The sequence below is a fragment of the Maribacter sedimenticola genome (assembly GCF_900188415.1).
GTDB lineage: Bacteria > Bacteroidota > Bacteroidia > Flavobacteriales > Flavobacteriaceae > Maribacter > Maribacter sedimenticola.
Map to the genome: position 1 here is coordinate 34,494 of NZ_FZNV01000009.1, position 14,062 is coordinate 48,555.

Consider the following 14,062-nt stretch of genomic DNA (forward strand, 5'->3'; position numbering starts at 1 on the left):
TGCAAAAAATATATCTAATACAAGCTATAAATTATCGATATGTCAAAATTTGAATTGAAACTACCACGAATGGGGGAAAGTGTTGCAGAGGCAACGTTGACGGCATGGTTGAAAGAGGTAGGGGATACTATAGAAATGGATGAGGCTATTTTTGAAATTGCTACGGATAAGGTTGATAGCGAGGTGCCCAGTGAGGTTGATGGTGTGTTGGTGGAGAAGTGTTTTAAAGTAGATGATGTAATTAAAGTGGGGCAGACCGTAGCTATTATAGAAGTTGAGGGTGTAGAGGATGCACCTGAAGAAGTGGGACAGGTAGAACCGCAACATGTAGAGCCATTAGAGGAAGAAATGGTGACCGCGGCAGCCGAAACCGTTGAAAAGGCCAAGGCGGCAGTATCACCAGAGTTGGTCATACGGGATACGGAACGTTTTTATTCACCATTGGTGAAAAATATTGCTAAGGAAGAGGGTGTTTCGTTTGAGGAGTTAGAAGCTATTGACGGCACAGGAAAAGATGGCAGGGTTACCAAAGATGATATTTTAGCTTATGTCAAGAATGGTAAGGCAAAAGCTGAGCAACATGTACAGGTCATTAAAAAAGAACCTGTGCAGGAAAATATTACCCAGAACGGTTCAATAACTGGTAATGATACATCTAAAACTACTGTTTCCGATACATCCAAAACATCAGTTGCGGGCAGCGATGAGGTTATTCCTATGTCCAGAATGGGAAAATTGATTGCCAAACATATGGCGGAAAGCATATCTACATCGGCCCATGTGCAAAGTTTTATAGAGGTGGATGTTACCAATATCGTGAATTGGCGTTTAAAGATGAAAGATGCATTCCTGAAAAGGGAAGGAGAAAAATTAACGTTTACCCCAATTTTTCTTGAAGCAGTGGCCAAAGCGTTAAAAAAATATCCCATGATGAATATTTCTGTAGATGGGGATACCGTAATTAAAAAGAAGAATATTAATATAGGTATGGCCGCCGCATTGCCAGACGGTAATCTAATTGTGCCCGTCATAAAGAATGCAGATCAGTTGAATCTGGTAGGTATGGCTAAAGTAGTCAATGATTTGGCGGAGCGCTCAAGAAACAATGCCTTAAAGCCTGATGAAGTTCAGGGCGGAACATATACCGTAACCAATGTTGGTACATTTGGTAGTGTCTTTGGTACGCCAATTATAAATCAGCCACAAGTGGGTATTCTTGCTTTGGGGGCAATACGAAAAATTCCATCTGTTATTGAAACGGCAGAAGGAGATTTTATAGGAATACGTAGTAAAATGTATCTCTCCCATAGCTATGATCATAGAGTGGTCAATGGCGCATTGGGTAGTATGTTTGCAAAGGCCGTAGCGGATTATTTAGAGGCCTGGGATGTAAATCGTGAAATTTAAACTAACATAATAACTAGTATATAAGTGGCATTTGTTTTAACAAATGCCACTTTTGTGTTTATTGGCTACAGGTTATCCGTATAGTTGCTAAAAAAAAGTGGACTTTAGGAGTTCTGGCCTTTTATAGGATGGTTTTAATCGTTTGCTCAATATGTATGTTCATTATCTTTTATAAAACGGTATATGGCTATGTTAAATTTTAATTGGCCTGTATTAGAGCATTTGCATAACGAAAGGTATCTTTGTAAAAAGTGTATTTAATATGGAGTTAAAGCTGACCAGGCCTATCTGTTTTTTTGATTTGGAAACCACAGGGGTAAATGTGGCAAAAGATCGTATTGTTGAAATTTCTATCCTAAAGGTATATCCAAACGGCAATAAGGAAAGTAAGACCTGGCTGGTAAACCCAGAAATGGTCATTCCGCAAGAAGTGGTAGATGTGCATGGCATTACCAATGAAAAAGTGGCCAATGAGCCTACTTTTAAACAATTATCCAAAGAAATCTATAGAATGATAAAGGATGCTGATCTGGGTGGATTTAATTCTGACCGGTTTGATATTCCGTTATTGGCAGAGGAAATGTTGCGTGCCGGTATTGATTTTGACATGAAAAATACGGTGTCTATTGATGTACAGACTATTTTTCATAAAATGGAAAAACGTACATTGGAGGCAGCGTACAAATTCTATTGTGGAAAGGATTTATCCAATGCCCACAGTGCGGAGGCAGATACTAATGCAACTTATGAGGTATTGTTGTCACAACTGGATAGGTATCCGGATTTGGAGAACAACGTAAAGAAACTTTCTGAATTTTCACGAAGAAAACAATCAGTGGATTTTGCTGGTTTTATTGCCATGGATGAGGAAGGGGAAGAAATTTTTGCTTTTGGTAAGCATAAGGGCAAAAAAGTACATGATGTACTTGAAAACGAACCTGGTTATTTTGGTTGGATGCTCAATGCGGATTTTCCTTTGTATACTAAAAAAATACTGACACAGATTAAGTTGAGCAAACTCAATAATAAACTAGGCTAACAATGAGGATTTTAGTATTGTTCTTGTTAGTTGTTGAGCTCTGTCAGGCACAGGAGATATTAATTGATGGGTACATTCTTGATGATAAGAATGAGCAGGCAATACCCTACGCCAATATAAGTTTCCTAAAGACTTTAAAGGGTACGTCAAGCAATGATGATGGGTATTTTTATGTAGATGTGCCCCAATCATTTTTGGAACGTGAGGTACATATCTCCGCGTTGGGCTATAAGGATACCATCCTTTCGGTTAAACGTTTAAAGGAACAGAAGAAGATAAGGCTTAAGGAAGATACCTTTGAACTGGAGGAAGTGGTGGTATCCAAGGATTTGGGGGACTCCCAAGTATTGAATCCTATTAGCTCCTATAGTATAAAAAGTGGGTTTTCCTCGGCAGAAACCCCTTGGGTGCTGGCATTGTATTTTCCTAACATTGGCGCTTCTAAAAAATATCTTGAAAAAATTACGGTGTTCATGCAACAGAACAGCCGTTTTAAAAGAAGTTCGTCCAAATTTAGGCTTAGGGTCTATGATGTGAACAAGGAAACAAGAAAGCCGGATCATGACCTAATTCGTAAGAGTATTATTTTGGAAACCTCCGTTGAGGAAGATTTTGTATCCATTGATCTTTCCGGTTTGGGCATTAGGATTCCTGATGAAGGAATTTATGTAGGATTGGAATGGTTGTTCTTGCCTTTTAATTGGTATATGAACTCCTATGAACATCCGTTATCCAAGGAAAAAATAGTAGAAGATCGTTTTGCTCCAACATTTGCCGCTGTTTATCAAAAAAATCAAAATTTCAAAACCATGGTATATGGTATGGGAGAATGGTCGGATTTTATGATTAAGGCGCCGGGGAACAATGAAAACTTAATTCCGGCCATCAGTTTAAAAATGTCCAAAAAGAAATAAGGATGAAGATAATTTGTATAGGTAGAAATTATGCTGCCCATATTCAAGAGCTTAATAATGAAAGACCAACGGAGCCTGTTGTGTTTATAAAGCCAGACTCTTCTGTATTGCCTAAGCAACAGGATTTTTACATACCGGAATTTTCCAATGATATTCATTATGAAGTTGAGGTTCTGGTAAAAATAAAGAAAGTAGGTAAGCATATAGACAAGGAATTTGCACCCATGTACTATGATGAAATTGGTTTAGGAATAGATTTTACCGCTAGGGATCTACAGGCAAAATTGAAAGAAAAAGGACTGCCGTGGGAAAAGGCCAAAGGGTTTGATGGTGCAGCGGTTATAGGTGAGTGGTTGAATAAAAATCAATTTAAAGACCTTAACGACTTAAATTTTAAGCTGTTAAAAAATGATCAAGTGGTACAGGAAGGAAACACAAAGTTAATGCTTTGGAAGATAGATGAACTGATAGCTTATGTATCTACTTTTTTTATGCTCAAAAAAGGAGATATTATTTTTACGGGTACGCCTGCGGGTGTTGGCAAAATAAGTACAAATGACTATCTTTCGGGGAGCTTGGAGAACAAGGAACTTTTTACCGTAAAAATTAAATAATGATTTATAGCCTGGATAAGATAAATGAGATGGCAGAGGGAGATCAGGATTTTATAAATTCTGTAATCTCCGTTTTTTTAGAGGAAGTGCCAGAAGATATGGATTTGCTGGAGAAAGCGTTAGTGGCTAAGGATCATGGTCAGGTATACCAATTGGCACATAAAATAAAGCCCAATGTAGATTTATTGGGAATGGAACAGACCCGTGCAATTGCTTTGGAGATGGAGACCTTGGGCAAGGAAGTGGGCAATATGGAAGAGATAGAAAAAAGATTTCCCCTACTTAAGACCGATATAACACAGGTAATTGCCGAGCTTAAAAAAGATTTTGACTTATAATGCTTGCAGAAATAATTACCATTGGCGATGAGATTCTCATTGGCCAAATTATTGATACGAATTCAACTTTTATCGCCCAAGAGTTAAACAAAATTGGGATATCGGTATTTCAAATAACCTCGGTTCAAGATGACCGTACCCATATTTTAAATGCCTTTGCTGATGCCGCCAAACGGGTAGACGTTGTTTTGGTTACCGGAGGGCTGGGACCTACAAAGGATGATGTAACCAAGCATACCTTCTGTGAATATTTTAATGATCACTTGGTAGAGGATCCTGCCGTATTGGCCCATGTAGAAGAACTTTTTGCCAAGTATATCAATTCCACACCTATATCGGATATCAACCGTAAACAGGCTTTGGTGCCAAGTAAGGCAGAAGTGCTACATAATGACAATGGCACTGCGCCAGGCATGTGGATGCATCAAAACGGGGTTACCTTTGTTTCCATGCCCGGTGTGCCTTTTGAAATGAAGCATTTAATGAAGGAGCGGGTAATACCCAAACTTTCGGCATTATATAAAAGACCGTATATCATCCATAGGACTATAACAACATATGGTCTGGGGGAAAGTGCAATTGCCAATAGGATAGAAGCTTGGGAAGACGCGCTTCCATCACATATAAAATTGGCCTATTTGCCTAATTTGGGCAAGGTGCGCTTAAGGATATCGGCAAAGGGCCCTGAGTATTCCCCGCTCATGGAGAGCGTAGATGCGGAATGCGAAAAGTTGTATCCTATGATCCATGATATCATGTTGGGTCTTGAGGATGATGAATCACTGGAGGAACTTATAGCAAGATTGTTGACCAAGAAGGGATTGACCCTTTCAACTGCGGAAAGTTTTACCGGGGGAAAAATTGCCAGTACCTTAACGTCCATACCGGGGGCATCCAAGTACTTTAAGGGTAGTGTGGTAAGTTATGCTACGGAAACCAAGGTAAATGTATTGGGTGTGCCGCAAGAGCTAGTAGATGCCCATTCTGTGGTAAGTGCGCAAGTAGCCGGTGCTATGGCAAAGGGGGTAAGAAAGTTGATGAAAACCGACTTTGCAATTGCTACAACCGGGAATGCCGGACCTTCAAAAGGAGACTCCGATGCGGAGGTAGGAACCGTGTTTATCGCCATAGAAGGAGAAAAAATACAATTGGTACAAGAATTTAAGATGGGGAGCAACCGCGAACGTATTGTGGAAAAGTCTGTAAATAAGGCATTTGAGCTGCTTCAAAAAGAAATTTTAAAAATGTGAAGTATTATGTTGTCTGTACGATAAAAATGATATAAATTTGCACCCTGTTTAAAAGAAAAAGTCAGCACGATGTCAAAAGTATGTGAAATTACGGGGAAGAAGGCGATGTTTGGGAACAACGTATCGTTTTCAATCAATAAGACCAGAAGAAGATTTGATGTAAATCTTTCAAAGAAGCGTTTTTACATTCCTGAGGAAGACCGTTGGATTACGCTTAAAGTTTCAACAAGAGCTTTAAAAAGTATCAATAAAAAAGGCATTTCTGCTGTGTTAAAAGAGGCAAAAGCAAAAGGATTAGTTATAAAATAATCTGGAAAATATAGCGTACGATGGCAAAGAAAGGCAATAGAATACAAGTAATATTAGAGTGCACTGAGCACAAGGAATCTGGACAACCTGGAACTTCTAGATATATTACCACAAAAAATAAGAAGAACACTCCTGAGAGATTGGAAATTAAAAAATTCAATCCTATTCTTAAGAGAATGACCGTTCATAAAGAAATTAAATAGATTTTCGTTTTTACGAAGACCATAAAAATATAAGTCATGGCTAAGAAAACCGTAGCAAGTTTACAGACAAGTTCTAAAAGATTGACAAAAGCAATAAAAATGGTTAAGTCACCAAAATCCGGTGCTTATGTTTTTGTTGAGCAAGTAATGGCACCAGAATTGGTGGATGCTTGGATTGCCAAGAAATAAGATTAATAACTTTTTGTAGTTATTGTAAGCCTCTTTCCTACGAAAGGGGCTTTTTAATTTTTATATTTGAATAACTATAGTTGAAACGATGAGCTTATTTAAAAAGATATTTTCTACACAGAAGAAAGAGACCTTGGATAAAGGTTTGGAGAAAACCAAGACCAATTTTTTCTCTAAATTGGGGAAAGCGGTTGCCGGAAAGTCCAAAGTAGATGATGATGTTCTGGATAATCTTGAAGAAGTGCTGGTGACCTCGGATGTGGGGGTAGATACCACCTTAAAAATAATTACAAGAATAGAAGCAAGGGTTGCCCGTGATAAATATGTGGGTACTGAAGAACTTAATGGTATTCTACGTGAGGAAATTGCCGGACTATTATCGGAGACCGATCAGAATGAAAATGTAGGTCTAAGTGTTCCTGAAGGAAAGAAACCATATGTAATTATGGTTGTTGGTGTCAATGGTGTAGGTAAGACCACTACAATTGGTAAATTGGCTTATCAATATAAAAAACAAGGATTAAAGGTGGTCTTAGGTGCTGCTGATACGTTCAGGGCAGCTGCCATAGACCAGTTGCAGGTATGGGCGGATCGTGTAGATGTACCCATAGTCAAGCAGCAAATGGGCAGTGACCCCGCTTCCGTTGCTTTTGATACCTTAAGTTCCGCCGTAACCCAAAATGCGGATGTGGTCATTATAGACACCGCTGGCCGTTTGCACAACAAAGTCAATTTAATGAACGAGTTGACCAAGGTAAAACGTGTAATGCAAAAGGTTGTGGAAAATACTCCACATGAGGTGCTTTTGGTGTTAGATGGTTCAACCGGTCAAAATGCCTTTGAACAAGCCAAACAATTTACAAAAGCTACCGAAGTTACCGCTTTGGCCATTACAAAATTGGATGGTACAGCCAAAGGTGGCGTGGTCATAGGTATATCCGATCAGTTCAAGATTCCTGTAAAATTTATTGGGGTTGGAGAAGGTATTGAGGATTTACAGGTATTTAATAAATATGAATTTGTAGATTCTTTCTTTAAACTATAGCCATTGAAATTCACCTGGTTTGTATTGTTGCTCACTACGGTTAGCCTTTGTAAGGCACAAATAAACCATCCTAAAATAAGCCCTTTTTCTACACTAGTTCAAGAAGTGGGCTTTACCGAAATTAAAGTTGAATATTCAAGACCAGCGGCACGCGGTCGACATTTATTTGGGATTGCACCCAATGGCGAGTCTGGCTTGGTACCATTTGGTCGTATTTGGCGGGTTGGAGCAAATGCCTCTACAAAAATAAAGTTCAATAAAGCAGTGTACATCAATAATACCAAACTTGAAAAAGGTACATATGCCCTATATGCTTTTCCCGAAACAGATAAATGGCAAATTGTCTTTCATAAGAATATAAACCATTGGGGAGATGGTAGAAATGCATATAATGAAAAAGAAGATGCGTTAAGGTTGCCCATAGTACCTGAAAAAACTATGGACTTTCAAGAGAGTTTCCAAATAGCATTTGATGCTATTGATCACAATGGTTTACAGATGACCTGGCATTGGGGGAATACAAAACTAGTTATACCTATAGCTGTTGATACCAAAAGGCATATGCAGGACCAGATAGATTTGGCCTTAAAGGAATTGCCCAATGCACAAACCTATTATGAAATTGCCAGGTATTACCAAGAGCAAGGTTTGGAAACTGAGTTGGCCTTGGAATATGTGGACAATGCAATTACGTTAGGTGGTGGCACCTATTTTTATTACCGTGTGAAATCATTGATTTTGGCGGATATGGAACAGTACCAAGAGGCAATATCCTATGCAGAGGCATCTATGGAATTGGCGCAACAATTAAATAAGATGAGTTTGTACGGTTAAACAAGGCCAATATTAAGGATTGGGAGTCTAAAAAATAATCAACGATTTAATATTATGAAAAAAATTTTAGGGATAATAACGATCGTTTTGTTAAGCGCATGTAAGGAGAAGCAAAATTCTATGAAAGAAGAAATTGTGTTATGGTCGCCATATAATGATTCTGTTGAGGTTGCGGCAAATGCCGATCACGAAATTGAGCGTATGCAGTATAAGCTGATACAATCTAAAATTTTGGATAAGAATGAAGTGTTCGTGCCTTTATATAGTGAAGTGACCAAACTAAGTGAAGAAAGATACCATGCTTTGGCTCCAATGATTTTGGAACAGAACATATTTACGATAAGAGACCATATAGAAAAAGAAGCACTTACTTATGAAGAATTGGTCTTGTTCTTTTTGCACCGTATTTATAAATATGAATTGAACAATACAACCACATTAAACACGGTAATATCTTTAAATGCTCAAATAGTAGATCAGGCACGGGAATTGGATGAAGATAGGAAAATGGGCAGGTCGCCCAAAATTAAGCATCCAATATATGGTATGCCAATATTGTTAAAGGATAATATTAATACTGCCGGTATGAAAACAACGGCAGGTTCCATAGCCTTGATGGATAACGAGGTAGGCGATGCATTTATCGTTTCCAATTTAAAAAAGAACGGGGCTTTGATTTTGGGAAAGGTCAATTTGAGTGAATGGGCATATTTTTTGTGCTCAGGTTGTCCGGTTGGCTATAGTGCCTATGGTGGTCAAACCTTAAACCCCTATGGCAGAAGAATTTTTGAAACCGGAGGTTCAAGTTCTGGGAGTGGAACATCAATTGCGGCAAATTATGCAGTTGCGGCAGTAGGTACGGAGACATCAGGGTCAATACTTTCTCCTAGTAGTCAAAACTCTATTGTAGGTTTAAAGCCAACCATTGGTTTGCTTAGTCGCACTGGTATTGTACCTATTTCAAGTACGTTGGATACACCTGGACCCATGACAAAAAATGTTGTGGACAATGCAATATTATTGTCTGCAATGCTGGGCCATGATGCACAAGATTCTGCATCGGTACAAAAAGATTTTCCGGGTATATTATCAGCGGGACTTCATCCTGAAAATTTAAGCGAAATGAGGCTTGGTGCGTTTGCAGAACTTATAAAGACTGATAGTATGTATAGAACTACTATAGAGAATTTAAAACGAGCAGGCGCACAAATTGTGGAATTTACCCCGCCGGATGTCAAAATGGATGGTTTCCTTAGTATCCTTAACATTGATATGAGGAACGATTTGCCCAAATATTTAAAAAATCATAGTAGACCAAAAAAGGTAAAGGTAGGTTCCGTAGAAGATGTTATCCATTTTAATAATTTGGATACTAACGTAAGGGTACCATACGGCCAATCACTTTTTGAGGGTATAATTGCCGATACTACCTCAAAGGAAAAATTACGGGAAATAAAGGCCAATTTGGAAAAGAATGGTCGTTTGTTTTTTGATACCGCAATGGATAGCCATAATTTGGATGCAATATTGTCCATTAATAATTACCATGCCGGCTATGCTGCCGTAGCAAAATATCCTGCACTTACGGTACCTATGGGATATAAACCTACAGGGGAGCCAATTAGCCTTACGTTTATTGGGAAACAGTTTTCTGAAGCACATTTACTTAGAATGGGAAAAGCTTTTGAAAATAATTTTAAAGTACGCTTAATGCCTAAGGGTTACGGGGAGTAAAACCTATAAGGATAGGATGGAGAGACGAAAGTTTTTAAAGAAAACCTTTAACTGGGGTGCTGGCTTAGGGATATTGGCAGGATTGTACAGTTGGCAGTTAGAACCCTTTTGGTTGGAATTTGTTCGTGTAAAGATGCCCGTCAAAAATTTACCCGAACATTTGATCGGTAAGACCTTAATGCAAATCAGTGATATTCATATTGGCAATAGTTTTGATTACCAATATATTATAGATTCCTTTAAGGAGGCCCAAAGCTTAAATCCAGACTTTGTTGTGTATACCGGAGATTATGTTAGCTATGAGGACGACAGCCAATTTATAAAGTTAAAAGAAGTGTTGGCACATGCGGTCACGGGCAGTATGGGTACCGTAGCAGTTTTGGGAAATCATGATTATGGGATAAATTATGAGGAAGAGCGGGTTGCCGCTGAGATTACGGGACAATTGATCAATGCCGGTGTTACGGTATTGCGTAATGAAGCTGTTCAAATGAGCGGATTGCATATAATAGGTATAGATGATATGTGGGGTATAAATTTTTATCCCGAAAAGGCCATGAGACAATTTCAAGAAGGTGCGCCCACTATTGTTTTATGTCATAATCCGGATGTTTGCGATTTGCCTGTATGGAACAATTATAAAGGTTGGATATTATCTGGTCATACACATGGGGGACAGGTAAAGCCTCCTTTTCTGCCGCCACCTATGCTACCGGTCGAGAATAGAAATTATACGGCAGGAGTCATAGATTTGGAAGATGGTAGATCACTCTATATCAATAGGGCCTTAGGTTGTTTGTTGCAGGTGCGTTTTAATGTACGACCAGAAATTACCTTGTTTACTTTAGCGCGCGAAGATTAGGTATATGTCGATTGTCCTTATCGATTATTTAATGGATTCCACTACTTTGTCTACCGCTAATCTTGATTTGCCATTAATACTTGGCTGATTTTTATCTGAATTATCTCTATAACCGATCGCAACCGCAAAAAGTACTTTATGGTCTTTTAATTTTAAAACTTTTTTGTATTTCAAAGGCTCTATACCTTCCATTGGGGTAGAATCTATTTTCATTGCGGCACAGGCAGCCAAAAAGAAGCCAAGGGAAAGGTAAACTTGGTGGGTAAGCCAGGTAATGGTAGTGTCCGCTGGTTGTTCCTTGATAAACTGTTTGTAATAATTTATTGAACCTTCAGCAAGATTGTCCTCAACGTGTTTTTCAAAACGTTCAAGATTATCCATTACGCTAAAAACAACTAGATGGCTTGCATTTTTAATTTTTGGGGCATTGAAGAAAGATGCTTCAGCTAATGAATTTTTGATTTCCTCATTGGATATAAACGAAAATAACCAAGGTTGGCTATTTATCGATGAAGGGCTAAGCTTAAGAATATGTTTTAATTCTTCTATCTGGGTTTCAGGTATTTTTTTACTTGCATCAAAAATCTTGGTAGTGTAGCGCTCTTCGGCCAAAGTTTTAAAATCCATCAATTTTTTTTGCAAAAATACGCAATGTAGTCTTCTAATAGAGAAGGTATTTCATGATATCGGTAAAATACTAGCTGATGGTTAAGGAGTTGGTTGTTGTATAATATCCATAATATACCCCCATATTTCGTTATCGAAACTAGAAGGTCCTAAAAGTTCTTCATCACTGGCACCTCCCATTCTAACGACTACCAAATCCATGCTGGGTACCATATATAATTTCTGGTCATTTTTTCCCAATGCGGCGTAAAGTTCTGCTGGGGCGTTAGGAATTAAATTCCCCGTAAACGTATCTTCTGAATTGGGCAGTTTAAAACTTTCCTTGCCATTAAGCCAATACAAATATCCATACGCTAGATTAAGGTCCTGTGAGGTATTGGTCATTGCATTAAAATAGTCCATATCGTTCAAAATAGTGGTGCCGTCCCAATTACCTTCTTGCAAGTTTAATATTCCAAAGCGGGCCATGCTTCTTGCGGTACTAAAAAATACATTGTTATAACCGATCTTTATAAAGGTGCCTTGCATACCAATGGGTTCTTTTATTTTTTCAGAAAAGTACGTGTTAAAATCAGTATTAACGGCATTTGCAATTACATCGTCCAGTAAAGTATACGGAGCATTATGATAATACCAATTGGAATTTGGTTCATTGAGATATTGTAGACATTCTGGATCTGTACAAAAATTATTGTCTACGGTATAGTCCAGACCAGTGGTCATGGTCAGCTGGTTTTTAATACTGATATTTTGTTCCTGCTCTGGGGTAAGGCTAGTCCATCCTTCTCCCAAATAAATGGAAGAAGCATCGGTTATGTTTAAGTATTCTTCTTCTTGGGCTATGCCCGTAAGCATTGCGGTTAAATTTTTGCCAGCAGAGTTCCAGGCATGGTTATCGTCCATAGTAAAATCGCCAAAATATTCCTCCAAGACAATACGACCATTCTTTAGGATTATGAAAGCATCGGTATCATTTTCTTCCAAAAAGTTTAGTAATGAAGGTACATTCTCCTCGTTCCACCCTAATGCATTGAACGATACGGTTTCCCATTCATTAGTGCGACTAATTGGAGGGAAATATGCACTTGTTGGTACTGAATCGATAACAATAGGAGGGTCAATGGTTTTATCGGTTTCTGTATTGGATTCCTTTGAGCAGGAAAAAAGGACTGATACTAAAGTAACTAGGTAGCAAAAGTGGGGAAATTTCATGATCATTTTTAAGTTAGTACACTAATTATCAAGTAACCCGTTAAGATTACTGGTAAATTTGTCCATATCTAACGTTTTTAAAGACCCATATCGTATTTTTGCACCCCAATTAAAATTATGAGGACAAAAACCCTTAAGAAGAACAAAATCAATGTGGTAACCTTAGGTTGCTCAAAAAATGTTTACGACTCTGAAGTGCTTATGGGCCAATTGAAGGCCAATAATAAACAAGTGGTTCATGAAGAGGAAGGAAATATAGTTGTAATCAACACTTGTGGTTTTATAGCCAATGCAAAAGAAGAGAGTGTTAATACAATTTTAGAGTATGTTCAAAAGAAAGAAGAAGGTGTAGTGGACAAGGTATTTGTTACCGGCTGTTTGAGCGAACGTTATAAACCGGACCTGCAAAAAGAGATACCCAATGTGGACGAGTATTTTGGTACGAGTGAGCTACCAGGGCTATTGAAGGCATTAGGGGCCGATTATAAACATGAACTTATAGGCGAGCGGTTGACAACCACCCCTAAAAACTATGCCTATTTAAAAATTGCCGAAGGTTGTGATAGGCCTTGTTCATTTTGTGCAATACCGTTAATGCGGGGTAAGCATAAAAGTAAACCAATTGAGGAATTGGTTACAGAAGCGGAAAAATTAGCTGCCAAAGGGGTAAAAGAATTGATTCTTATAGCTCAGGACCTTACATATTATGGCCTTGATCTTTACAAGAAGCGTAATTTGGCGACCTTGTTGGAAGCCTTGGTCAAGGTAGAGGGCATAGAATGGATAAGATTGCATTACGCATTTCCTTCAGGTTTTCCAATGGACGTTTTAGAGGTCATGAACCGTGAACCAAAAGTGTGTAATTATTTGGATATACCTTTGCAGCATATCTCTGACCGTATTCTTAAAAGTATGCGCCGTGGAACAACACAAGAGAAGACTACACGGCTGTTACAGGACTTTAGGGCGGCAGTACCGGAAATGACCATTAGAACAACCTTGATTGTTGGTTACCCAGGAGAAACCGAGGAAGATTTTGAGATTTTAAAGGATTGGGTAAAGACTATGCGTTTTGAACGCTTAGGTTGCTTTACCTATAGTCATGAAGAAAATACACATGCATATACGTTAGTAGATGATGTGCCGGAAGAAGTTAAGCAAGACCGGGCCAATAGCATAATGGAAATACAGTCCCAAATTTCATGGGAGCTCAACCAGAAAAAAGTAGGGGAGACCTTTCGTTGCATCATTGATCGTAAAGAAGGTAATTACTTTATCGGTAGAACAGAATTTGATTCACCGGATGTGGACAATGAAGTGCTGATAGATGCTGCCAAGCATTATGTAAAACAAGGGGAATTTGTAAATGTAAAAATTACAGAAGCGGCAGATTTTGACCTGTACGGAGAACCGGTATAATAACCATAAAATTCACGGATAATGTAAAACCCTAATGGTAGCTAAAACGGCCATTAGGGTTTTTTA

16 protein-coding genes are annotated in these 14,062 nt (G+C 38.5%); 14 read left to right on the forward strand and 2 right to left on the reverse strand.

Annotation, left to right across the window (positions count from 1 at the left end):
- The first annotated feature begins 39 nt into the window (after positions 1 to 39).
- From CHB68_RS16790 to CHB68_RS16850, 13 genes are all read left to right on the forward strand, one after another.
- A complete protein-coding gene (locus CHB68_RS16790; protein ID WP_089262801.1) occupies positions 40 to 1,407 on the forward strand; it encodes a dihydrolipoamide acetyltransferase family protein in 1,368 nt (455 codons plus the stop codon).
- A 262-nt stretch (positions 1,408 to 1,669) separates the two neighbouring features.
- Positions 1,670 to 2,446 carry a 3'-5' exonuclease gene (locus CHB68_RS16795; protein ID WP_089262803.1) on the forward strand — a complete coding sequence of 259 codons (777 nt, stop codon included), beginning with the start codon at positions 1,670 to 1,672 and terminating at the stop codon, positions 2,444 to 2,446.
- 2 nt (positions 2,447 to 2,448) lie between these two features.
- Positions 2,449 to 3,360, forward strand: coding sequence for a carboxypeptidase-like regulatory domain-containing protein (locus CHB68_RS16800; protein ID WP_089262805.1), 912 nt, complete (start codon positions 2,449 to 2,451; stop codon positions 3,358 to 3,360).
- A gap of 2 nt (positions 3,361 to 3,362) precedes the next feature.
- Complete coding sequence (locus tag CHB68_RS16805) at positions 3,363 to 3,974, forward strand: fumarylacetoacetate hydrolase family protein (RefSeq protein ID WP_089262807.1); 612 nt, start codon at positions 3,363 to 3,365, stop codon at positions 3,972 to 3,974.
- Positions 3,974 to 4,312, forward strand: coding sequence for an Hpt domain-containing protein (locus tag CHB68_RS16810; protein ID WP_089262809.1), 339 nt, complete (start codon positions 3,974 to 3,976; stop codon positions 4,310 to 4,312). Before CHB68_RS16805 ends, CHB68_RS16810 begins: the two co-directional genes overlap by 1 nt.
- A complete protein-coding gene (locus CHB68_RS16815) occupies positions 4,312 to 5,562 on the forward strand; it encodes a competence/damage-inducible protein A (RefSeq protein ID WP_089262811.1) in 1,251 nt (416 codons plus the stop codon). The genes CHB68_RS16810 and CHB68_RS16815 overlap by 1 nt, the downstream gene beginning before the upstream one ends.
- Positions 5,563 to 5,631: 69 nt before the next feature.
- Positions 5,632 to 5,871, forward strand: a complete 240-nt coding sequence (gene rpmB, locus CHB68_RS16820) for a 50S ribosomal protein L28 (RefSeq protein WP_079512565.1) — start codon at positions 5,632 to 5,634, stop codon at positions 5,869 to 5,871.
- A 20-nt stretch (positions 5,872 to 5,891) separates the two neighbouring features.
- Positions 5,892 to 6,074, forward strand: coding sequence for a 50S ribosomal protein L33 (gene rpmG, locus CHB68_RS16825; protein WP_058105695.1), 183 nt, complete (start codon positions 5,892 to 5,894; stop codon positions 6,072 to 6,074).
- Positions 6,075 to 6,110: 36 nt separating this feature from the next.
- Positions 6,111 to 6,263 (forward strand): DUF4295 domain-containing protein, encoded by a 153-nt coding sequence (locus CHB68_RS16830; RefSeq protein WP_089262813.1) that lies wholly within the window; start codon positions 6,111 to 6,113, stop codon positions 6,261 to 6,263.
- 88 nt (positions 6,264 to 6,351) lie between these two features.
- Positions 6,352 to 7,308 (forward strand): signal recognition particle-docking protein FtsY, encoded by a 957-nt coding sequence (gene ftsY, locus CHB68_RS16835; RefSeq protein ID WP_089262815.1) that lies wholly within the window; start codon positions 6,352 to 6,354, stop codon positions 7,306 to 7,308.
- Positions 7,309 to 7,311: 3 nt separating this feature from the next.
- Positions 7,312 to 8,142 carry a DUF2911 domain-containing protein gene (locus CHB68_RS16840; RefSeq protein ID WP_245838977.1) on the forward strand — a complete coding sequence of 277 codons (831 nt, stop codon included), beginning with the start codon at positions 7,312 to 7,314 and terminating at the stop codon, positions 8,140 to 8,142.
- A gap of 54 nt (positions 8,143 to 8,196) precedes the next feature.
- Positions 8,197 to 9,876, forward strand: coding sequence for an amidase family protein (locus CHB68_RS16845; RefSeq protein ID WP_089262817.1), 1,680 nt, complete (start codon positions 8,197 to 8,199; stop codon positions 9,874 to 9,876).
- A gap of 16 nt (positions 9,877 to 9,892) precedes the next feature.
- Entirely contained in the window at positions 9,893 to 10,738 is an 846-nt protein-coding gene (locus CHB68_RS16850; RefSeq protein ID WP_089262820.1) for a metallophosphoesterase, read from the forward strand.
- A 24-nt stretch (positions 10,739 to 10,762) separates the two neighbouring features.
- On the opposite strand, the gene CHB68_RS16855 is transcribed toward CHB68_RS16850, so the two are convergent.
- Positions 10,763 to 11,365, reverse strand: coding sequence for a nitroreductase family protein (locus tag CHB68_RS16855; protein ID WP_089262822.1), 603 nt, complete (start codon positions 11,363 to 11,365; stop codon positions 10,763 to 10,765).
- A gap of 81 nt (positions 11,366 to 11,446) precedes the next feature.
- Complete coding sequence (locus CHB68_RS16860; RefSeq protein ID WP_089262936.1) at positions 11,447 to 12,577, reverse strand: serine hydrolase domain-containing protein; 1,131 nt, start codon at positions 12,575 to 12,577, stop codon at positions 11,447 to 11,449.
- A 117-nt stretch (positions 12,578 to 12,694) separates the two neighbouring features.
- On the opposite strand from CHB68_RS16860, the gene rimO reads away from it, so the two are divergent.
- On the forward strand, positions 12,695 to 13,996 hold the full coding sequence (gene rimO, locus CHB68_RS16865) for a 30S ribosomal protein S12 methylthiotransferase RimO (protein WP_089262824.1): 1,302 nt from the start codon (positions 12,695 to 12,697) through the stop codon (positions 13,994 to 13,996).
- Positions 13,997 to 14,062: the final 66 nt, after the last annotated feature.